At 71.2% G+C, this 21,313-nt stretch carries 11 protein-coding genes and 1 pseudogene; 2 read left to right on the plus strand and 10 right to left on the minus strand.

Annotated elements, in window-relative coordinates:
• Positions 1 to 142 precede the first annotated feature (142 nt).
• The 4 genes from fxsA to AB0C73_RS20820 all read right to left on the minus strand — a co-directional run bounded on the left by fxsA (position 143) and on the right by AB0C73_RS20820 (position 4,378).
• Entirely contained in the window at positions 143 to 736 is a 594-nt protein-coding gene (gene fxsA / locus AB0C73_RS20805; protein ID WP_362532071.1) for an FxsA family membrane protein, read from the minus strand.
• Between the two features lie 285 nt (positions 737 to 1,021).
• Positions 1,022 to 1,798, minus strand: coding sequence for a polyprenol monophosphomannose synthase (locus AB0C73_RS20810; RefSeq protein ID WP_362532073.1), 777 nt, complete (start codon positions 1,796 to 1,798; stop codon positions 1,022 to 1,024).
• A 401-nt stretch (positions 1,799 to 2,199) separates the two neighbouring features.
• Complete coding sequence (locus AB0C73_RS20815; RefSeq protein ID WP_362532075.1) at positions 2,200 to 3,867, minus strand: amidohydrolase; 1,668 nt, start codon at positions 3,865 to 3,867, stop codon at positions 2,200 to 2,202.
• Positions 3,868 to 3,937: 70 nt separating this feature from the next.
• The gene (locus AB0C73_RS20820) at positions 3,938 to 4,378 is read right to left on the minus strand and encodes an Lrp/AsnC family transcriptional regulator (RefSeq protein WP_189976755.1); all 441 of its coding nucleotides are present in this window, start codon (positions 4,376 to 4,378) and stop codon (positions 3,938 to 3,940) included.
• 245 nt (positions 4,379 to 4,623) lie between these two features.
• Between AB0C73_RS20820 and AB0C73_RS20825 the strand changes: the two genes are divergently transcribed.
• Positions 4,624 to 4,992, plus strand: a complete 369-nt coding sequence (locus AB0C73_RS20825) for a hypothetical protein (protein ID WP_362532077.1) — start codon at positions 4,624 to 4,626, stop codon at positions 4,990 to 4,992.
• 76 nt (positions 4,993 to 5,068) lie between these two features.
• Here AB0C73_RS20825 and AB0C73_RS20830 read toward each other — a convergent pair whose 3' ends face one another.
• The 4 genes from AB0C73_RS20830 to AB0C73_RS20845 form a co-directional block, all read right to left on the minus strand.
• Positions 5,069 to 6,172 carry a phosphotransferase family protein gene (locus AB0C73_RS20830; protein WP_362532079.1) on the minus strand — a complete coding sequence of 368 codons (1,104 nt, stop codon included), beginning with the start codon at positions 6,170 to 6,172 and terminating at the stop codon, positions 5,069 to 5,071.
• Positions 6,173 to 6,183: 11 nt separating this feature from the next.
• On the minus strand, positions 6,184 to 7,305 hold the full coding sequence (locus AB0C73_RS20835; protein WP_362532082.1) for a hypothetical protein: 1,122 nt from the start codon (positions 7,303 to 7,305) through the stop codon (positions 6,184 to 6,186).
• Between the two features lie 599 nt (positions 7,306 to 7,904).
• Positions 7,905 to 9,059, minus strand: a complete 1,155-nt coding sequence (locus AB0C73_RS20840; RefSeq protein WP_362532085.1) for an acyl-CoA dehydrogenase family protein — start codon at positions 9,057 to 9,059, stop codon at positions 7,905 to 7,907.
• Between the two features lie 178 nt (positions 9,060 to 9,237).
• Complete coding sequence (locus AB0C73_RS20845) at positions 9,238 to 9,972, minus strand: TioE family transcriptional regulator (protein WP_362532088.1); 735 nt, start codon at positions 9,970 to 9,972, stop codon at positions 9,238 to 9,240.
• Between the two features lie 69 nt (positions 9,973 to 10,041).
• Between AB0C73_RS20845 and AB0C73_RS20850 the strand changes: the two genes are divergently transcribed.
• On the plus strand, positions 10,042 to 11,271 hold the full coding sequence (locus tag AB0C73_RS20850) for an erythromycin esterase family protein (protein ID WP_362532091.1): 1,230 nt from the start codon (positions 10,042 to 10,044) through the stop codon (positions 11,269 to 11,271).
• Positions 11,272 to 11,290: 19 nt separating this feature from the next.
• Here AB0C73_RS20850 and AB0C73_RS20855 read toward each other — a convergent pair.
• Both AB0C73_RS20855 and AB0C73_RS20860 read right to left on the minus strand, forming a co-directional pair.
• A pseudogene (locus AB0C73_RS20855) lies at positions 11,291 to 11,425 on the minus strand (peptidase C39 family protein); the annotation flags it as partial.
• Between the two features lie 885 nt (positions 11,426 to 12,310).
• Entirely contained in the window at positions 12,311 to 21,106 is an 8,796-nt protein-coding gene (locus AB0C73_RS20860) for a SpvB/TcaC N-terminal domain-containing protein (protein WP_362532094.1), read from the minus strand.
• Positions 21,107 to 21,313: the final 207 nt, after the last annotated feature.

A 21,313-nucleotide genomic window follows, 5' to 3' on the forward strand; every position in this document is an offset into this window, starting at 1 on the left:
GCCTTGCCGGCCAGGGCATGCTCGCGGAGAAGGCGGGCCAGCCCTCCAACCTCGTCTACTACAACCTCCAGGAGGAACGGCGGCTCAGCCGCGGCGTTCGCGTACGCGCCCGGAGCCGGGCTCCCGCCCTGGGCTCCCCGCCTCAGGGCATCAGGGGCGGGCGGGGCTCCTGCGGGCGCGAGGGGCCCCGGGGCGTGTCCTCGCGGATGACCTCACCCGGCACGACCTTCCCGTCCGGCCGGTGCATGCGGGCCTGCTGGAAGGCGTCCTGGAGGCTCCCGGGCGGCGCGGCGCTCATCCGGCGCTCCACCGTCCGCTCCGCGTACCGCCCGACGGCCGTACGCACCTGCGGGATCAGCAGCAGCAGACCGAGGGCGTCGGAGACCAGGCCGGGGATCATCAGGAGCAGTCCGCCGAGCATGAGGAAGCCGTTGCGGTCCTCGGTGGCGGCCCGGTCGGGCGCCGCCGGCATCTCGCCGCGCTGCGCCGCCTCCTGGGCGCGCTGGAAGGTGCCGGTGAGACTGGCGAAGGCGCGGCGGCCGGCCCGCTTGATCACGGCGCCGCCGAGCACGGCGCCGCCCACCAGGAGCAGCAACACGGTGAACCCGCCCGCCGCGTCCGCCACGACGGTGAGCAGCCAGATCTCCAGGACCAGCCAGGCCGCGAGGGCCAGGGGCAGGAAGGTGCGCGCGCGGGAGCGCCGGGGGGCGGGGGAAGGCGATACGCCGGTCGTCATGCACCCCAGTGTGCCTGGGAGCCCTCGGGAACGTCGTAAAGGAAAGATCAGTACGACGGAGATCAGTACCACGGAGATCAGTACGACGCCGTGGGCAACCGGCCGGGCGCGGGCGGGCCCACGAGGGGCTGGGGGAAGCAGCGCGGGGGTTGCCCCCGGGCCCGCAGGGCCCAGGGGGGCGCCGCGTCCGACGTCGCGGACCCGGCCATGATCCACCGGACGGGCCCTGGCCCGCGCGGGCTCAGGCGGACGTGCCGGCGAGCGGCCCCAGGAGGGCTTGCGGCCTCAGGAGGGCTTGCGGCCCAGGAGCTTGCCGACCTTCTCCGCCCGGGCCGTCAGGCCCCAGCCGGTGACCCGCCACAGCGCCTCGACGACGATGTTCCGGCTCATCTTGGAGTCGCCGATCTCCCGCTCGACGAAGGTGATGGGCACCTCCACCACGTGGAAGCCCTTGGCGACCGCGCGGCGCGCCAGGTCGACCTGGAAGCAGTAGCCGGCCGAGGCGACGTCGTCGAGGCCGAGGCCCTGCAGGGTCTCCTTGCGGAAGGCACGGTAGCCGCCGGTGACGTCGCGGATCGGCACGTCGAGCATGAGCCGGGAGTAGAGGCTGCCGCCGCGCGAGATGAACTCGCGGGACTTGGGCCAGTTCACGATCCGGCCGCCGGGCACCCAGCGGGAGCCGAGCACCAGGTCGGCGCCCTTGAGGGCGGTCAGCAGCCGGGGCAGCTCCTCGGGCTGGTGGGAGCCGTCGGCGTCCATCTCGACGAGGACGTCGTAGCCGTGGTCCATGCCCCAGCGGAAGCCCGCGAGGTAGGCGGCGCCGAGGCCCTCCTTGCCCTTGCGGTGCAGCACGTGGACGTGGTCGTCCTCGGCGGCGAGCTCGTCGGCGAACTTGCCCGTGCCGTCGGGGCTGTTGTCGTCGGCGACGAGCACATGCGCCTCGGGTACCGCCTCCCGTACACGGGAGACGATCGGCTTGATGTTCTCCGCCTCGTTGTAGGTCGGGATGATCACCAAGGCCTTGCCGAGCGGGCCGTAACGCCTCTGGCCACCGTCGTTCACTACTGCCCCTTCGGATACATGCGCGAGCCCCCACCATAGCGAGCCGCGCGCACGAGGTGCGGGATCGGGGCCCGGCGTCCTTCGGGCCGACCCGGGATCCGCTGGCTGCGGATCGACCGAGGCCGTTGTCTACTGAACACCGGGCCCCACCCGGGTCGCACCCTCCGCCGGAAAAACCTTCCCTCGCCCCCGAGGCGCGGGCGGCGTTCGGTGCCTGCGTGGAGGTTTGCAACCGGTCGGACGTCCTTGGTGGACGCGCCGAACCTACCGGCCGGTCCCGGTCCGCTGTCAACACCCGTTTGACCTGCGGCGATGAACCGTCTCTGCAGATGGTCCACGAAGATCCGCAGGTCGCGGGCGAACCCGGCGGGGTGCGGGCGGCGGCGCGAAATGTCCTTAGGTCACTCGTTCGGCCGCACGAACACGGTTTGCCCCGAGACCACCGTCTCCAGGCAGACCGGAAGGTCACCGCCGGGGGTCAGATCGGGCAGACCGGGCGTCCCGGAGCGCGGATCGGTCGACCAGCGGGCCACCCGGTCGTCCGGCGCCTGCACCACGAGCTCGCCGGCCCGCCAGATCGCGTAGTCGGCCGGGGCGCCCGGCACCAGGGTGCCGGCGTCGTCGCGGCCGACCGCGCGCCAGCCGCCCCGGGTGTGCGCGGTGAAGGCGGCGCGCACCGAGATCCGGTGCTCGGGCGTGCGGTGGAAGGCGGCGGCCCGCACGGTCCCCCACGGGTCGAGCGGGGTGACCGGGCTGTCCGAGCCGAAGGCGAGGGGCACGCCGGAGCGCAGCATCGCGGCGTACGGGTTGAGGGCGCGGGCCCGCTCGACGCCGAGGCGGTCGGCGTACATGCCCTCCTCGCCGCCCCAGTACGCGTCGAAGGCTGGCTGCACGGAGGCGGTCAGGCCGAGCTCGGCGAAGCCGGCGATGGCCTCGGGGCTCACCATCTCGGCGTGCTCGACGCGGTGCCGGGCGGACCGGATGCGGGCCAGGCCCAGCTTCTCGGCGGCGGCCCGGACGCCCTCGACGACCGCGTCGACGGCGGCGTCGCCGATCGCGTGGAATCCGGCCTGCAGGCCGGCCTCGGTGCACGCGACGACATGGGCGGTGATCGCGGCCGCGTCGAGGTGGGCGGTGCCGGTGTGTCCCGCGCCGGAGTGGCCGGTACCGGAGTGGCCGGTGCCGGAGTGGCCGATACCCGCGAGGTCGGCGTACGGCTCGTGCAGACACGCGGTGTGGGAGCCGAGGGAGCCGTCGGCGAACAGGTCGCCGGCCGCGCCGAGGGCGCCGAGGGCGCGGGCCCGCTCGACGTCCAGGTCGGCCCAGTAGCCGACGATCCGGGGACCGGGCTCGCTGCGGGCCAGGTCGAGCAGACCGGTGAAGTCGTCCTCGGAGGAGATCTCGGGACCGCCGCACTCGTGCAGGGTGCCGATGCCGAGCGAGGCGGCGTGCTCGCGGGCGGCCCGCTGCGCCTCGGTGCGCTGGCGCGGCGAGAGCGCCGCGTAGGCGGCGGCCCGTACGGCGTGGTGGGCGGCACCGGTGAGCGGCTGCTGCCCGTCGTGGAAGCCGTCGAGCTCGCGGACGCCGGGCACCAGGTCGAGCAGGGCCGTGGTGACGACGGCCGAGTGCACGTCGATCCGGGTGAGGTAGAGCGGCCGGCCGCCGGTCAGCTCGTCGAGCTCGGCGCGGGTGAGCGGGCGGCGCTCGGGCCAGCGGGCGGCGTCCCAGCCGTGCCCGATGAGGATCCGGTCGGCGGGGCGGGCCTCGGCGTAGCCGCGGATCCGCTCGGCCGCGTCGGCGAGCGAGCCGGCCGCGGACAGGTCGAGGCCGGTCAGCGCCAGGCCGGTGGCGGTGGTGTGCACATGGGCGTCGACGAACGCGGGGGTGACGAGCGCGCCCTCCAGGTCGACCACCTCGTCCACCCCGGCGACGAAGGCGTCGGCCGCGCCCTCCGAGCCGACCCAGGCGACGTGCCCGCGCTCGACCACCATGGCGGTGGCGAAGGGGTCGGCGGGGCTGTGGACTTCTCCACCGCGCAGCAGCACGGTGCGGTGTTCGTTGGCGCTCATCCCACCAGGCTAGGACCTACGGAGACCCGGTTTGTCCGCCGGGTCCCGGGGGTGCTCCGGCCGGGGCGTTCTAGATACGGGGCGGACGTGCCTCGTACGGGGTGGAGAGCACCACCGTGGTGCGGCTGGAGACATGGGCCTGGGAGCGGATCCGGCTGAGCAGGTGCTCCAGTTCGAGCGGGGTGGCGACGCGCACCTTGAGGATGTAGTTCTCCTCGCCGGCGACGCTGTGGCAGGCCTCGATCTCGGGGATGTCGGCGAGCCGGTCGGGGGTGTCGTCGGGGGCGCTGGGGTCGAAGGGTTTCACCGAGATGAAGGCGGTGAGCGGCAGGCCGACGGCCTCCGGGTCGACGACGGCGGCATAGCCGCGGATGACACCGCGCTGCTCCAGTCGGCGGACGCGCTGATGCACGGCCGAGGTGGACAGGCCGGTGGCCTTGCCCAGGTCGGTGTAGCTCATGCGCCCGTCCTTGACGAGCAACTCGACGATCTGACGATCCAGCTCCTCCATGCGGCGACCCTATTGCCCCGGCGGGTCGGGGGCACAGCCGGGGGCAGGGTGCATGCCGGTGTCCGGGGCATTCGCGGGGTGTACGGGGCATCCTTGGGGCATCTGCGACGGGCATGTGACGAACGCCACAGTCATCTGCGGGTCTCGGGCGTGACCTCACGGTTATGCGGTCGGCCGTATGGGAATTGCTTGCTGTGGTCGAGGCCACTCAGATCCGGCCGACCCGTCCGAGGGGGAGATTCTCCATGCAGGAGCCTGTTGATTCCGTCGACACCGTCGACGAGCTCGACGCGTACGACACCTTTGAGATGTACCGGGTGATCTGCCCGGACTGCGAGCAGCCGATCGCGCTGCTCGCGGACGAGGACGTCCTGCCGGAGCACGCGCTCTGCCCGACGCCGTGGAACCCCTTCGTGCTCACGGTCTGCTCCGGCACCGGCCGCGCCGCGACCGAGGCGAGCGCCGCCGACGAGACCCTGGAGGCCCAGGAGCAGGACACCGCCCTGCTCCTGACGCTGCCTCAGGGCCTGGACTGGCGGATGCAGCCGTTCTCGCACGTGGGCGGCCCGGGCTCGCGCCCGATCAAGCCGGCCCAGCTGCGCCGCGCGGCCTGATCCACGGCCCGACCCGCGGTCTGATCCGCGGTCTGGTCCCGCACGGTCCCGGACCGGCGCCCGAGCCTCCCGGTCCTCACCAGTAGCGTCCCTGCACCATCGCCGCCAGCGTGGCGTGGTGCAGGATCAGGCCGTCGGCGTACTCGGCGTTCACCGGCACGTCCACCTCCCCGAAGTACGCCTGCCGGTACGCGATCCTGAGCATCACGATCGCGTGCCGCAGCGCCGCGTACAGCGTGTGGAACTCCATGTCGCGGGGCGTGTGCCCGGTGAGTGCGGCGTACCGCCGCTCGACCGCGTCGCGGCGCAGGAGGTCCGGCAGTCCCCGCTGCCCGAAGCCCACCGTCAGGTCCTGGAAGAAGCGGTGCAGATAGACCGTCCAGCCGAGGTCGACCTCGCGCGGGGCGCAGGCCGCCATCTCCCAGTCGAGCACGGCCGCGGGCCTGAACCCGTCGTAGACGATGTTCCCGATCCGGGCGTCGCCCCAGGTGAGCACCGCCGGGCCCTCGTCGGCCGGCCAGTGCGCCTCCAGCCAGTCGAAGGCCGACTCGATGAGCGGCGAGGGCGCGAGTCCGTCCACCACCCAGGCGTAGTAGGCGCGTTGGGCCTCGACATGCCGCCGCAGCGGACTACCCGGCCCCGCCGGCAGCAGGAACTCCGCCTGGCTCGCCGGGAACTGGTCGTGGAGCCGGGCCAGGACCGCGACCGACTCGGCCTCCAGGACGGCCCGTTCGGCGTCGCTCGCCGCGTGGAGCCAGTTTCCCTCGTACGTGTAAGGCATGACGTCCGGCGGCACCCGGCCCTCGGCGCGTTCCATCACGAAGAACGGCGCACCCAGCGGCCCCGGGTCCTCCTCCAGCCACAGCACCCGCGGCACCGGCACGTCGGTGTGCGCGCCGACGAGCCGCATCACCCGGTGCTGCCGGGCCATGTCGTAGACGGGGAAGACGGTGTACGCGGCGGGGTCGGCGGCCAGTCGGAGCGCGCAGCCGCGCACCGGTGCGTCCGGGTGCTCCAGGTCGAAGAGCAGGGTCTCGCTGGACATGCCGTTGGACCCGGGTACGGCGAGACCGACGGCCCGCGCACCGGGGAGCCGCCCGTCGAGCCAGGCGGTGAGCCGTCGGCCGAGCTCCTCGGGGTCGCGGGTGGAGGTGCGGGGGCGGGGCGCACGCGCGGTCATGAAGGGCTCCTTCACGGGGCCGTGGAGGTGTGGTCGGCGAAGCCGCTCGGGTCGTGGCGGCCGAAGGAGCCGTGTTCGAAGATGCCGTGGCCGGTGTGTCCGTCGAGGGTGAAGCGGGCGGCGTGGTCGGTGACGCCGTACGCGGCGAGCGGGTGTGCGGCCGGGTCGGAGAGGTCGTAGACCCGGCGGTCGGTCCACTCGCGGCCCTGCCAGCTGCCGTGCTGCCAGTCGGGGGCGGGCGGGTAGCCGGCGCCGACGGCGAGCGGGGAGGACGCGAGGATCTCGACGCCGATCTCCAGGGACTTGCCGGCCGGGTCGGTGAGGTGGACGACGGCACGTTCCGGGTCGCGGGTGCCGGGGCGGTAGGCGATGTCGGTGCGGGGCCAGCCGAGCTGGGTGTCGCGCCGCCCGTTCCGTACGAGCAGCGCCTCGTTGAGGGTGCGGTAGCCGTCGGCGTCCTCCTGGACGACGACCATGAGGAAGCGGTCCTCGAAACGCATCGGGATCCAGAGCCAGTGGAAGCCCTCGGGGCGGAACTCCTCGGCGCGGCCCGGCTCTTCGCCGGGCAGCGGGCGCACGCCCCAGCTGCGGTCGCGGGTGCCGGTCCACTCCCCCGCCGTGACGGTGAACTCCTCGCCGCCCGCGCGGATCAGGCCCGCGCAGTGTCCGGCCTGGACGAAGCGGCGGCCCTCCAGGGTGAGGCGGTCGCCGCGCCGCTGGGTGTGGTGCGGTTCCCAGACGGCGGGGAAGTCGCCGGTCCAGGTGAGAGCGAAGGAGAGCCCGTCGGGGTCGGCGGGGTCGGGGGCGCAGTGCAGGGAGAGGCGCTTGAGCGGCTCGTCGACGGTGATGGTCAGCGGCCCGACGGAGAGGTTCATCCGGTCCTCGCCGAGCGCGTCGGAGGCGCGGACCGCGTGCAGCCGGTCGCCGGTGCGCAGGGTCGCGTAGGCGTCGACGACGCCGGTGTTGGGGTAGACGCCGAGCCCGGCGACGAGCAGGGCGCGGCCCTGGTGGTCGAAGACATGGAAGATGCACCGGTCGTAGGCGTTCCGGTCGCCGCTGACGTGGTGCTTCATGGAGAGCGGCGCCTGGTGCACGGGGTATTCGTCGAGCGGGACGGGCCGGTCGTCTGACACGTGTGACCTCCTCGGCGGCGAAGGAGAACTGACGGTACGTCAGAACGCGGGCCGGGGACCAGAGTCGTGCACGCGGGGAAGGGAGGCGGAAGGCGTACGGGCCTGAGCCCCGGCACTGCGGCCGCCCGCCGGGGACGCCGACGGGGACGGCTCGAACTCCCGCTCGACGGCGTCCGGCGGTGACCGCGGGCCGGGCCGGAGCGTTGGTCCGGGCATGACCACGCTGTATACGACACCCAGCGGATACGGCCGGCATCGACAGTCCGAGCCGCGCTCTGAAGAATCGGTTCAGCAGGCGGTTCCGGCGCCGGTTCCCGCGCCCGCCCGGGCGCCCGAGTCGCAGGCCGCCTCGCCCGCCGCGCCCGCGCCCGTACCCGTACCCCCGCCCCCGTCCGTTCCCGTTCCGGCGCCCGTCCCCGTCCCCGTGCCCGTGCCCGCGCCTGCGCGGGCCGCCGCGCCGGGCCACCCCGCCGACCCGCCCATCTACCGGGCGGTGCTCGACCTGTGGGCCAGCCGCGGCAGGACCCTGCCGGGCCACAGCGACCAGGAGTGGAGCCGACTGGCCGCGGGGCCCGTCTGGGCGGACCGTACGGTACGGGTCAACGGGACTCTGGTCCGGCCAGGTGGCGTGCGATGACCACACGCTGGATCTGATTGGTACCCTCGACGATCTGGAGCACCTTCGCCTCCCGCAGCAGCCGCTCGACGGGGAAGTCCGCGGTGTAGCCGTACCCCCCGAGCACCTGCACCGCGTCCGTCGTGACCCGCATCGCCGCGTCCGAGCAGAACAGCTTCGCCATGGCCGCCTGCTTGCCGAAGGACCGGCCCTCGTCGCGCAGCCGCGCCGCCTCCAGGTAGAGGGCGCGGCCCGCCTCGACCTGGGTGGCCATGTCGGCGAGCAGGAAGCGCAGCCCCTGGAAGTCGGCGATCGGCCGGCCGAACTGGCGGCGCTCGCGCGCGTACGCCACGGCCGTGTCGAGCGCGGCCTGCGCCACGCCCACCGCGCAGGCCGCGATGCCGAGCCGCCCCGAGTCGAGGGCCGCGAGGGCGATGGCGAAACCCTGGCCCTCGGCCCCGATCCGGCGGGCGTCCGGGACCCGGACGCCGTCGAGGTGCACCTGGGCGGTGGGCGAGCCCTTCATGCCCATCTTCCGCTCGGGCGCGGCGGCGCTCAGGCCGGGCGCCTCGCCGGGCACCAGGAAGGCCGTGATCCCCTTCGGGCCCTCGGCTCCGGTGCGGGCCATGACCGTGTAGAAGTCGGCGATCCCGCCGTGGGTGATCCATGCCTTGGTGCCGTCGAGCACCCACTCGTCGCCGTCCCGGACCGCGCGGGTGCGCAGCGCGGCCGCGTCTGAGCCCGAGGAGGGCTCGGACAGGCAGTACGCGCCGAGGAGCCCGCCACCGAGCATCGCGGGGAGGTGGGCGGCACGCTGCTCCTCGCTGCCGAAGGCGGCGAGGGCGTGGCAGGACAGGCTGTGCACGCTGACGCCGAGGGCCACGGTGAGCCGGGCGGCGGCGAGCTCCTCCAGGACCTGGAGGTAGACGGTGTACGGCTGGTCGCCGCCGCCGTGGGCGGAGTCGTACGGCAGTCCGAGCAGCCCGGACGCGGAGAGCAGCCGGAACAGCTCGCGGGGGAAGTGCCCGGCGGCCTCCTCCTCGGCGGCGCGGGGCGCGATCTCGCGCTCGGCGATCTCCCGGACCAGGGCGAGCAGCTCCCGGGCCTCTTCGGTGGGCAGCCGGCGTTCGACGACCATGGCGGCGCGCTCCTCCCTGTGGGGCTCGGGGATCGGGTCCCGTAAGGAGGGTTATGCCCGGTCGCCCGTCCCGTCTCACGGTTCGGGTCCCTTCTCACGGTTCGGCGGCACGGGAGCCCTCCGACGGGAGCCCTCCGATAGGAGCCCTCCGACGGGCGCCTGCCCGCGGGACGCCCGCTCAGCCGCGCTCGCGGAGGTACGCGTCCAGTTCCGCCGCCCCGGCCAGCATCGCGCGGGCGCGGGCCGAGAGCCGGGCGCGCCAGTCGCCGAGGGCGCCTTCCAGGGGTTCGAGGCCGCCGGCGGCCCGTACCTGCGCGAGCAGCGGGGCGATCCGCTCCAGCGGATAGCCGCCGCGGCGCAGCTGGTGGGCGAGGCGGGCGTCCCGTACGTCGGCCTCCGCGTACACCCGGTATCCGGTACGGGGGTCCCGGCGCGGGCGCACCAGTCCGGCACGCTCCCACGCGCGGAGGGTGGCGGGCCGGATGCCGAGCCGGCGGGCCAGCGGACCGATGAAGGTGTCGCCGGACGACCTGTGCGCACCACCCGGGGGTTCCGGACCGAGATCGCGCAGGGCGCCCTCCACCGCCCGGAGGGTGCGGCGGTCCTCCAGGAGGAGGGCGTGGCTCTCGTCGACGAGGCGGAAGGCCTCGTCGGGGTCGCCCTCGTTCACGGCCCGCATGATCGCGGTCGCCGCCGGGTGCCCGTGGCCGGGCAGCAGGGCGAGGAAGGCGCGCAGGGCGCTCGCGTGGAGCGGGGTGTAGGCGCGGTAGCCGCTGGGCGTGCGGGAGGCGGGCGGGAGGATGCCGGCCTCCTCGTAGTTGCGAACCGCCTGGGTGGAGAGACCGTGCCCACGGGCCAGATCGATCGGCCGCAGCCGCTCGCCCGTACTCCTGCTTTGAAGGTTTCTCCCCATGCATCCGACGATAGCGCGGGAAAGGCGGCCGTAAGTCTCCACCGAGGCTTCAACGATAGCGTTGAAGGCATGGCGACTGACATCAAGGACACCGCCCGTTCCGTCTCTGCTGCCGCCGTCCTGGAGCTGCTCCCGGACCGGCCCCGGCTGCTCGCCCTCGGCGAGCCCACCCACGGCGAGGACTCCCTCCTCGACCTGCGCAACGCACTCTTCCGGCAGCTCGTCGAGGAGGAGGGCTACCGCACGATCGCGTTGGAGAGCGACTGCCTCAGGGGGCTCGCCGTGGACGCGTACGTGACCTCCGGCGCCACTGACGGCACCGACGGCGCCGACCGCCTCGACGAGGTCGTGGAGCGCGGCATCAGCCACGGCTGGGGCACCTCGGCGGCCAACCGCGCCCTGGTGCGCTGGATGCGCGCCTTCAACGAGGGCCGGCCCGCCGACGACCGGGTCCGCTTCGCGGGCTTCGACGGCCCGCTGGAGATCAGCGGCGCCGAGAGCCCCCGGCAGGCCCTGACCGCGCTCCACGGCCGGCTCGCGGCCCATGTGAACCCAGCCCTGCTGTCCTGTACCGCCGACACCCTGGACCGCCTGCTCGGCACCGACGAGCAGTGGACCGACCCCGCCGTCATGTACGACCCGGCCCGCTCGGTGGGCCGCTCGCCCGAGGCCCGCGAGCTGCGCCTGCTCGCCGACGACCTGGCGGCGCTGCTCGACGAGCAGGCGCCCCTGCTGCTCGCGGCGACCTCGCGGGAGGAGCTGGACCTCGCCCGCCTCCACGCGCGCACCGCGCTCGGCCTGCTCCAGTACCACCACTGGATGGCGGACACCTCGCCCGCCCGCCTGACCCGGCTGCTGGGCGTACGGGACCGGATGATGGCCGAGAACCTGCTCGCCCTCGCCGACCGGGGTCCGGTCTTCGCCTACTCCCACAACTCCCATCTCCAGCGGGAGAAGAGCACGATGCGGATGGGCGGGGACCCGCTGGAGTGGTGGAGCGCCGGCGCCCTGGTGAGCACGCGCCTGCGCGCGGAGTACGCCTTCGTCGCCACGGCCCTGGGCACCATCCGCCATCAGGGCGTGGACGCGCCGCCGCCGGACACGCTGGAGGGCCTGCTGTACGAGCAGCTCCCCGAGCCCCCCTGCCTCCTCGACCCCCACCGCCTCGCCGCACACCTCGGCACCGACCTGCCGACGACGCGCGTCTCCCCCTGGTTCGGCTACGCCCCGCTGGACCCGGCGCACCTGGGAACGACGGACGGCCTGATCTTCGTCGGGAACCTGCCGAAGACCCCGTGACCGATCCCGCCGGCCAGAACACCCCGACGGCCTGAAGCGCCTTGCGCTGGGCGGGAGTCGGGCGGTCGGGAAAGTACAGATAGCAGACCCCGCCCGCACCGCTCCTGACCTTGCCGTTCGCGTGGTACCTCTTCGTGCGCAGCCAGATGTTCTCCGCATGGGAGGGCGCCGCTCACCACGCGGCGCCCTCGCGCACAAACACGCAGGTCAGAGGCACGGACTGCACGAGGCAAATCGAGCACAGATGTACTGGTGCTGACGTGGTGCTGACTTCCGCCGGCGTCCGTTCCGGCCCGTTCGGGTGCGTCGTGCTGGATCGGTGCTGACTCCGGGCCCTCGCCGCCGGGCAGACCTCCACTCGCGGTCTCGACTCGGGTGCCGGACTCGCGGCACGACATGTACGCCTGGCGGCAGCCCCACTTCCCGCAGGCGTTCGCCGACCGGGAGGACATCGGCGACCTGGGCCGACCGTCTTCCAGCTGCCCTCCCACGCACCCGACCTCAACTCTCAGAAAGGCGTCTGGGCCCAGATCAAACGGACCATCGACGGCCGACTTTCCCCAGCAGAAGGACGCCCTCACGCCGTATGCGAGAAGCAGGCGAGACCCCCGAATATGGCCTCGCCCGGTCCTGCAAGCATCAAGAATCTAATCGGCTTACCCCCTCAGCAAGATCTGGATCATTGACGGGAATTGCAGATCATCGACCATAACCGAACAGATCACGGAGTCACGGAATCCCGTGAATTGCATTCGGACGTATTCGTTCGGGTCGTGCAATACAAGCCACCCGGACGGACATGGGAGTGACGTCTCAAAGAGGTTCGCCGGAAGCATCACAGGCGGAACCGACTTCCATACCTCGCATTCAACAGGACCATCGACACTGGCCTGAACGCCGAAGATGAGTGAACTGCCCTCTTGATACCAGCCATTCGACGCCGGGTCCCAGTCGCTGACGTCATCGCGACTTCTCGCATCCCGCAAGATCAGGCATCCGTGCTCGATTTTCGCCAGGAATGAAACAATGGGGATACCAGCTACCATTCCTTATTGCTCTTTCCTTGTGAAAGTTGCGAAACGATCCCGCCCTGCCTCCTGGCGCAGTCCAGGCAGTGCGGATACGCCGTCTGAGGAGTTCCGAGATCGATAAGACCAGACGGCGGCTGGTGATCTGGAATCCAATCGCCGCCCTTGGTGCCCGGCGTCCTGGCACCGCAGGTGTGGCAGCCGTGCGCATTTCCTGACTCATTGATGAGATCTCGAACGCCAGGTGCCTCAATGTCACCGTTCTCCAGGGCTACTCCCTCTCGGGCGTGCGGACCAGCACCCAGCGTCAGATCGCACTTCTGACCCGGCGTTGCATTGTGAACGAGTACCGACGCCTCGCCCGCCAGCACATAGTACGTATGCAGGTCATCGACCGTGAGGTTGTGGACCCGCTTGTGCTGGGTCCACGCGCGCACGGCGGTCACCTGGGTGTAGGAGCCGTTGCCGGTCTGCAGTAGCGTTCCGGGGACGATTTCCTTGGCGTAGAGCCACTTGCCGAGTTCGGGGGCCCAGAACGGGTGGTTGTCCGTCGCGACGACCTTGCCCGGATGTCCACCGGGGTTGGTGACCGTGATCTCGACCAGGTTCTTCTCGCCCTCACCGGTGATGAGCGCGGTGACCGTGCGTGGGCCGGTTTCTCCGGTCACCGGGTCGGTGGCGGTGACCTCGTCGCCGACTCGGACCTGTTCGATGGCCTTGTTGTCGCCGTCGGCCATCACGACCATGGTGTCCGGGGTGAAGCTGTTGCCGGTGCCGCAGCCCCCTGCCCCGCTCTCGGCCGGTTTGGGTGCGGGAGGGCTGTCCGCCGCCTTCGGGACGGGTGCGTTGTCGGCCGCCTTGGCCGTAGTCGCCGCGTCAGCCGCGTTGTTGGCGTTCTTGGCCGCCTGTGCGGCGTCGAGTGCCCTGTTGCCGTACTTGGCGGCGTTCGCCGCGTAGCCCGCGCCCGGGATGGCCGAGGCGGCGGAGAGGCCGGCGTTGACGTAGTCGCCTTCCGCGGCGTACCAGCCCGCGTTGGCCAGGTCGCCGACCTCGCCGACGACCGGGACCATGCCGACGACGTCCAGGGTGGTGTGGCCGATCGTCTTCCAGGACGGCATCTTCGGCCACTTGCCGGTCGGGTCGGTCAGCTTGACCGGGTTGTTGTGGGCGTACGTGTAGGCGGCGAGGTTGCGCGGCTCGGCGATGCCGCCCGCCATGTCCCCGTCGAGGTAGTCGGGCAGGGCCGGGTCGGGGCTCGCCCACAGCTGGGTCCGTGGGTTGTAGTAGCGGGCTCCGTAGTAGTAGAGCCCGGTCTCCGCGTCGAGTTCCTTGCCGGTGAACTGGTAGGGCGTGTCCGCCTGTCCGGTGCGTTCCTCCACCCAGGTCTCCCCGTACGGGAAGTACTCCAGGTGCTCGGTGACCTTGCCCTGCTTGTCGGTGACGTAGCCGGAGGAGCCGATGTGGTCGGCGTGGAAGAACTGCTGGGCGTCCTCGGGACCGGTGGTCGCGACGGTCTTGGTCGTCAAGCGGCTGTCGCCGACGAAGACGTGCTTGTAGCCGGTGGTGTCGCGTTCGCTGTAGTACCGGTTCGGGTACAGCGAGAGCCCGTCGTCACTTCGCTTGACGACACGGTCGCCCTTGTCGTCGTAGACGTAGGAGACGGTGGCTCCGGCGCAGCCGCTCGGGTCCTGCGTGAGGGTGCCGGTCGCCGTGTCCTGGTTGCAGACGAGGCGGTTCTCCTCGTCCCACACATACTGCCGGCGCTTGTCGGCGACGGCCGTGTTGACCGTGCTCGTCAGGTTGCCGTTGGCGTCGTAGGCGTGGCTGATCGGGCCGACCTTGGTCGGGGCATGCGGCTTGGCGCCGTCGTAGGCGTACGTGTAGGCGTAGGTGGTCCGGTCCTGGACGTCGTCCGGGTTGGACGGGTCCTCGACGGGTTCGATCGGCCCGGCTCCGCCGCCTCCCACCGGGAAGGCCGGGGTGCCTCCGGTCACCGCGTGGGTCTGCGACTTGCTCGTGGTGTTGTGGATCGAGTCGTAGCCCAGGCTCAGGGTGTACGTGTTGACCGCGTTGTTCTTGTCCGTGTACCGGCCGGACGCGGAGGTGAGCCGGTACTGGTCGTCGTATCCGTAGGTCTGGCTGCTCGGACCGCCGATGTCCCCGCCCTGCGGCGCGCTGTTCGCCAGCGAGGTGATGTTGCCGATCTTGTCGTACGTGTAGCCCAGGTCCTGGAACGCGGTTCCGCCCGGCTCCACGGACTTCAGTGCTCCGAGTCGGCGGTCCTCGGTGTCGTAGGTGTAGGTGGTGCGGACCCCGTTGCCGGTCTGCTGGAGGATCTTCTGCCCGAACTTGTCGTAGTCGACCCGGTCCAGGTACGTGTAGCCGGTACCGTTCTTGGATCCGGTGGCCCGGCCGACCTGGCCGCCCGAGTCGTAGTCGTAGGTCAGCACCTCGCCGTCGGGATAGGTCATCTCCAGCACACGGTTGAAGGCGTCGTAGCGCCAGGCGGTGGTGTAGGTGCGCGGGGCGTCGCGGACCGCGGTGATCGTGCGGGTCTCCTTGATCACCTCGCCCAGCGCCCCGTAGGCGCGCTGCACGGTTCCCGCCGCGTCGTGGACCTCGGTGACGCGCGAGGCCGCGTTGTCCGGCGCGCCGGGGGCTCCGTACTCGTAGGAGACGTTGTTCTCCGGGAACGTCGGGTAGCGGATGGCCTTCAGCCGCGAGTACTCGTAGTCGTACTCGACGGCCTTGTCCGCTGCCCGCAGGTTCGCGGTGATCTTCGACGTGACGTTCCCGGCGAGGTCATAGCGGGTCTCGGAGCGCCCGGCGTCCGGGCTGTCGAACGAAATGCGGCGTCCCAGTGCGTCGTAGCCGGCGCGCGTGACGTTGTTCTTGTCGTCGGTGATCGTCGTGACCTGGCCTGTGGGGTCGTACGCGTAGCTGGTCCAGATCTCCGAGGAGCCGTTGAACTCCTTCACCGAGGTGGTGGCACCCCGGACGTCGGTGTAGGTGCGGCGCTCCTTGCCGTTCCCGTCGGTCACGGTCCGCAAGAAGCGGGTGGTGCCCGCCCGGTCCTCGCCGAAGCCGTATCCGGTGCTGGTGGTGACGCCGTCCGGTTGCACGGTCCTGACCGAGCGGTCCAGGACGTCGAAGGTCTCCTTCGTGGGTGCCACGGTGTCGAAGGAGGCGTTGAACGTGGTGTTCGCGGCTCCCTTGTCCTCGGTCACCGGGTAGTACTTCTCCACGGCGCGGCCGAGGTGGTCGAACGTCAGCCGGCCGGAGACCGTCATCACCTGGGTGGGCGTGGCCCCGGGCGAGGCGGACACCGAGGCGTCCTTCTTCGTCTGCAGGACACGCTTGAGGCCGTCGGTGAAGGTGACGGTGTCGATGGTGTCGTCGCGTACGCCCGAGGCGGCACGGTCGAGGTGCTGGGTCGTGGCGTACGGGACGGTCGCCTCGGGGTGGTAGCCGAAGGTGATCGTGGCCTGGTCGCCGTCCTTCTCGTACGGCCCGGTCACCTTGTCGAGTCGGCCGACGCTGTCGTAGGACATCCGGAGCGGCTGGCCGTTCTGGTCGGTGTTCCGCTCGGGCTGCCCGTATTTGAGGTTGTACGCCGTGGACGAGCGGTAGCCGAAGCTGTCCTCGACGGACTCGACGTGTACGCCGACGGTGGTGTCGTATCCGTACTCCAGCTTGTAGCGCTGTCCCTTGGCGTTGGCCGGACCGGTCACCGATTTCAGGTTCCCGTCCGGGTGGTACGTCAGGTCGGAGACGGCCGCGGTGTCGTCGTCGAGGTACTCGCGTACCTGGCTCACGGCGCCGGTCGCGCAGTCGACGGTGGATTCGCGGTGGCGCAGGAGCGCGCCGGTGGCCGCGGCCTTCTGCCGTATCGCGTTGGCGGTGCCGACGAGGTGCCGGTCGCGGCACTGCGCGTCGGCGCCGCTGTACGCGTAGACGGTCTCCAGGTCGTCCGCGGTGCCCTCGTCACCCGCGTCGAAGGTGCGGGTGACGTTGCCGTACTCGTCGTAGGAAAGGTCGGTGGAGGTGGACTTCCCCGCGGCGGCCGCGCCTTCGTAGTGCTTTTCCTCGACGCGGGTGAGCTGCGGGAAGACGGTGGCGGTCCGGCTCTTCGGGTCTGCTTCCTCGCCTGTGGAGGTGTCGAGCAGCCGGTAGGTGTTGAGTGTCTCGCGGTACGGGTGGCCGGCGCCGTCCTCGGTCAGCGTGCGGGTGAGCAGGCCGCGGCTCACGTATCCGTCGGTGCGGTACTCGTCGGTCACCGTGCGGCGAACGGCGTCGTCCGCGGCGGGATCGCGGTCCTCGGTCACCACGCGGCCGAAGCCGAGGAACTCGCGCTCCAGCCGGTCGTGGCGGCCCTGTTCGTAGCGGAAGGTGGTCAGACGCGTGTCGGCACCGTCACCCGCGAGCCCGTCGAAGACCGAGGTGCGGGAGAGCACCCAGCGGCTCTCCTGCATGTCGGCGGTGTTGCCCGACCGGGTGTAGTCCAGGTCGATACGGGCTCCCATCGGCCGGCTGACCGAGCGCAGCAGGTTGGTGCGGCCGGTCTTGTTGACCGCGACGAGGAGTTCGTCGTCCCGGGTGGACTTGACGTGGTCGGCCAGGCCGTCGCCGTTGACGTCCCGCAGGCTGGTCTCGGCCCGGCTGATGCCGGTGGACGCGTTGACGCCGGGGTTGAAGACGAAGACGCCGACGGGAGTGGGCAGGCCGACGGTGAAGTAGACGCCCCCGCCGAGACTGGCGTTCTTGTCGACGGCGATGTCGGGGAAGCTGCCGCGGAAGGGGGCGGGCGCGGTGAAGCCGGTGCCGGTGTTGACCGCGACCTTGATCGGATTGGCCCCGTCGGTGAACACCCGGTCGGTGAGGCCGTCGCCGTTGACGTCCGTCATGCTCGCGCTGGTGTACGAGGTTCCCAGCTCGGCGGACACACCGCCCGCGAAGCCGTAGCGGTCGACGTTGAACCCGAGGTTGACGCCGACGTTGCGGGTGGACGCGTCGTTGATCGGTCCGGCCGACCAGGGTTCTCGGGCGGCGAAGGAGTAGCCGAGGTTCAACTGGACGTCGCCGTTGCCGAACACCTTGTCCGGCAACCCGTCCCCGTTGATGTCGATCAGGTCGACGCGGACGTCGGACTCGCCGCCGCCGAGGCTTCCGCCGATGCCGAGCGACGGCTGGACCGCGCCGGTGGTGGCGGTGTTGGCGCTGGTGCCCGCGTCGGGCGCGGCCATGCCCAGGGCGCTGGCGATGGTGGCGGTCTCGCTGCCCGCGGAGAGCGCCACGTTGCCGGAGACGTTGTCCGCCTCGCGGACGTTGCCGCCGAGGGTGCCGCGCGTGGTGCCGAGCGCGCCGGTCATGTCGGAGAACTGGATCTCCTTGGCGCCCACGACGTCGGGGTAGCCGTCGCCGTTGAGGTCGAGGTAGTCGACCGAACCCGCGGTGATCCCGCCGACCACGGTGCCGCCGAACGGGCCGGCCGCGAGGGTGGCCGACACCTGGCCGGTGACACCGCGGCGCATCACCGCCCGGTCGCCCGCCACGTCGGCGTCGGTGACGATGTCGATGGTGTCCGCGCCGAGGCGGGAACTGGTCGCCATCGCGGCGGTGACCCAGGAGGACTCGTCCTGAGCGGCCCAGCCTCCCTTGGCGGGGACGGGGGCGAACACCGCGAGCCGCGGCATGGTGAGCCGGGGATTCGCGGCGAAAGGCGCGACGTCCGCTTCCTTGGGCTCCTTGGGAAGCGCGTCCTTGAAGCTCTGGTCCAGCGTGAGTTCGGCCTGCTTGAGCGGTTGGGTGGCACGGTCGCGGTTGCCCTGGTAGCCGATCACACCCCAGCCGCGGTAGGGCTGGGCGAAGGCGCCCTGTCCGACGGAACCGTGCATGGCGCTGGGCGCCGGGGTGAAGGTCGGCCAGCTCGACGTCACGTCGTAGGTGACCGACGCGGACTGCTCGACGAGCAGTCCGAGCAGTCCGGTCTCCGCCGTGGAGTAGTCGATGTAGAGCTCGTCGCCGGCGGTGACCGGCACGGTCAGGTCCAGGTTCGGGCCACCGAAGGGGGAAGTGTCCTTGACTTGGAAGATCCGTTTGCCGAGCAGCTGCCCGCCGCGCTTCTTCACCGTGAACGCGATCTTGGCGTCACCGAGGAGATTGAAGTTGAAGGACACCTTCGGCCGCACCTTCAACTGGCCGGTCCTGGTCGCCTTGTAGGACTGCTGCGGCGCGGTGAGGGTGTCCGCCGGGAACATGGTCATGTCGTACGGCGGGTTGATCACCAGCGTGGGATCGCCCTTGGCGTCGACGACCGACTCGACCCCCTGCGCGGCCGTGTAGTGCGCCTTCGGCGCCCAGCTCACCGCCGAGGCGTCGATCGGGGAGTCGGTCTTCAGCCTCCACGACATCTTCTCGAACGTGCTGACCGGAATGCTGAGGTCGATCGCGGTGGTGCCGGTCGACGCGGCGGGCAGGACCTTGCGGTACACCTCCGCGGGGGTGTGGACGCCGTTGCCCTTCTCGATCACGACGGTCACGTCGTCCGAGGTCGCCTTGGACTTGACCACGTCACCGGTCAGCCGCAGCGTGCCGTTCACCGGCACGGTCACCAGGGACGGCCGGCCGCCGTAGGTGAAGTCGGTCGACGCACGGAACACGGTGTTCGCCAGCCCGTTCGCGTCCGTGCCGGCCGGCAGGTCGGTGTAGGTGATCGCCGGGTCCCACGCCACGGTGTCGTACTTGCCGTCCAGAATGGACTGGGTACGGAAGTAGAGCGCGTCGCCCTTCTTCACCGGGATCGACGCCACGTTGCCCGGGGTGAACTCGGTGTGGTCGTCGGGGCCGATCCGTTGCGCCCAGAGTTCGGCGTCCTTGTGCTGGATGGTGACCCGCACGCCGTCGGCCTTGGTGTACGCGGCCCGCGCCGGGGAGGGGTCCTGGGTCAGCTGCACGCTGCCGTCCACGCGGACGGTGCCGTCGAACGGCGCGACCCAGCGGCGCACGGTGTCGAGGAGAGGTGAGTTGTCCACCTGCTGGTTGAACTGCGCGGTCTGGTCGCCGACGATCTCGCCGGTCACCTTGCCGCCCCCGATCGGCACCGGGGTGCGGCTGGAGTCCGCGCTGTAGGCGGGTTGCCCGTTGGCGTCCAGGTAGCCGAACAGCACGCCGCCGTTGTTCACCAGGTCGGCTATGCCGTCGCCGTTGACGTCGCTGAAGAACCGGTCCGAGGTGGTCGTGGTGCCCACGAAGTCCAGCTGGGCGGAGGTGGTGAGGACGTACGACTCGACGCCGATGGTGCCGGACAGCGTGCGCTCGGTCGAGATTCCCGGGAGGCCGGTGAGCTTGACCGGCGTGTCGCCGAACTTCGGTTCACCACCTGGTCTGGCCAGATTGGGCCGGTAGAACACGTCGTTGTTCTTGCGGAACACCTTGTCCGGCAGGTTGTCGCCGTTCACATCGGTCAGTGTCGACAGGCCGTCGGACTGGCCCGCGCTGAACCCGACCTTCAGCCCGACGGAACCCTCCTTGGTGGTCAGCCCCTGCACGTTGTAGCCCGCGAACAGGTGCGCGCCGAAGCCGACCGAGGTGTTGGCCGAGATCGCGCTGGCCTCGCCTTCGCGGATGTTCACCCCGAGGTCGTCGTCCGGCACCGACCAACCCGCGGCGTCGGCGAAGGCGTTGTAGTTCCCCGCCTGATCGCGCACGTCGTCGAAGTAGTCGAACGTGTGGGTGTGGAACAGCTGGTTGGTCTCGCTGAACTGCGACACCGAGGTGAGCAGCGTCTTGGCGAACGCGCCGGTCCGGTAGTTCAGCTCGTATGCGCGGATCAGCTGGTCGTCCAGCTTGACCTCGACGCGCCGCAGCAGGTCGGCGGTGACCTTCTTGAACCCGTACTTGGCGTCGATCCGCACGTCCGGCCGACGGGGCTCGCCGCGCTCGCGGTCCCGGACGAACGTCACCGAGTATCTGCCATCGGTGTCGCCGCGGCCGGTGTAGGTGATCTTCTGCGGGTACAGGTCGCTGCCCGGCACTGTGGAGTCCGTCGTGCCGCCGTCGGCCACCTTGGCGTACCGGTAGCGCAGGACGTTGTCGTTGCCGTCGCGGACCTCCCGCGCCGCCCAGGTGGCGACGTGACCCGCGCCGTCGGCCAGCGTGCTGTCGGCCGTGCCGCCGAAGACCGTGCGGACACCCTGCTTGTCGGTGACCTCCCACCAGTAGTTCGCAGGGCTGTCGCCGTGGCGCACGATCCGGTCGAACGAGCCCTCCACCCGGGAGTGGAACACCTTCTCCGCAGTGCGCGCCTGTAACTCGCTCCGGTGCGCCACCGGGGTCAGCTGCTCGCCGTTGAGCAGGTAGGTCTCGGTCTCCAGCCCGGCGTCGTAGCGCGGCACACCCCACCGTGTGTCGACCGTGACCATCGGGGTGGTGAGATCCCACCCGACGCCGAGCCACCCGTTCGCCCCCGACGAGTTGTACGTGACGGCCAGCTTCGGCTCCAGGCCCGCGCGGCCCTTCGGCACCTCCAGCGGGTACGACAACCGCGCGTCACCGCTGTTGTTCGCCGTGGGCGCCTCTACCAGGTTCACCCCGGAGCCGGGATCGGCCGCCTTGATGTCCTTGATCTGGTTCGGGTTGAACGACGTGCCCTCCGGCCCCTCCGGCCCGGTGACCGCCGACCCGGCGTCCGGCACCGTCGCGGCGGCGCTGCGTAACAGTTCGGGCGAGGTCAGCCCGGACATGGTGAGCACCATGGCCAGGATGATGGTCACGCCCGTCCGGCCGCGGACCACGCGCTGGACAGTCATCAGAGAGCCCCCTACCGCCGGACGTCCCAGAGCACGAGTCATCCGGCGACCCCCGCCCCCTGTACCACCGGACGGTAGTTCGCGAGCCGGGTCGTTCGTACAGGCTTTCTGGCCAAGACCAGCCCGTGTGGTCACGATCCGGCAACGGAGTTCCGACCGGTGCGAGAGGGCGATCGTCCTCGCCGCGCTGCCGTCAGGTCGGCGAGA

This window comes from Streptomyces sp. NPDC048623, assembly GCF_040650755.1.
Taxonomy (GTDB): Bacteria; Actinomycetota; Actinomycetes; order Streptomycetales; family Streptomycetaceae; genus Streptomyces.

Excerpts from the sequence above, each read along its gene's own strand:
- AB0C73_RS20860 (WP_362532094.1), bottom strand. The coding sequence starts at position 21,106 with ATGACTGTCCAGCGCGTGGTCCGCGGCCGGACGGGCGTGACCATCATC.
- AB0C73_RS20820 (WP_189976755.1), bottom strand. The coding sequence starts at position 4,378 with ATGGAGGAGCTGGATCGTCAGATCGTCGAGTTGCTCGTCAAGGACGGG.
- fxsA (WP_362532071.1), bottom strand. The coding sequence starts at position 736 with ATGACGACCGGCGTATCGCCTTCCCCCGCCCCCCGGCGCTCCCGCGCG.
- AB0C73_RS20825 (WP_362532077.1), top strand. The coding sequence starts at position 4,624 with ATGCAGGAGCCTGTTGATTCCGTCGACACCGTCGACGAGCTCGACGCG.
- AB0C73_RS20850 (WP_362532091.1), top strand. The coding sequence starts at position 10,042 with ATGGCGACTGACATCAAGGACACCGCCCGTTCCGTCTCTGCTGCCGCC.
- AB0C73_RS20840 (WP_362532085.1), bottom strand. The coding sequence starts at position 9,059 with ATGGTCGTCGAACGCCGGCTGCCCACCGAAGAGGCCCGGGAGCTGCTC.
- AB0C73_RS20830 (WP_362532079.1), bottom strand. The coding sequence starts at position 6,172 with ATGACCGCGCGTGCGCCCCGCCCCCGCACCTCCACCCGCGACCCCGAG.
- AB0C73_RS20815 (WP_362532075.1), bottom strand. The coding sequence starts at position 3,867 with ATGAGCGCCAACGAACACCGCACCGTGCTGCTGCGCGGTGGAGAAGTC.
- AB0C73_RS20845 (WP_362532088.1), bottom strand. The coding sequence starts at position 9,972 with ATGGGGAGAAACCTTCAAAGCAGGAGTACGGGCGAGCGGCTGCGGCCG.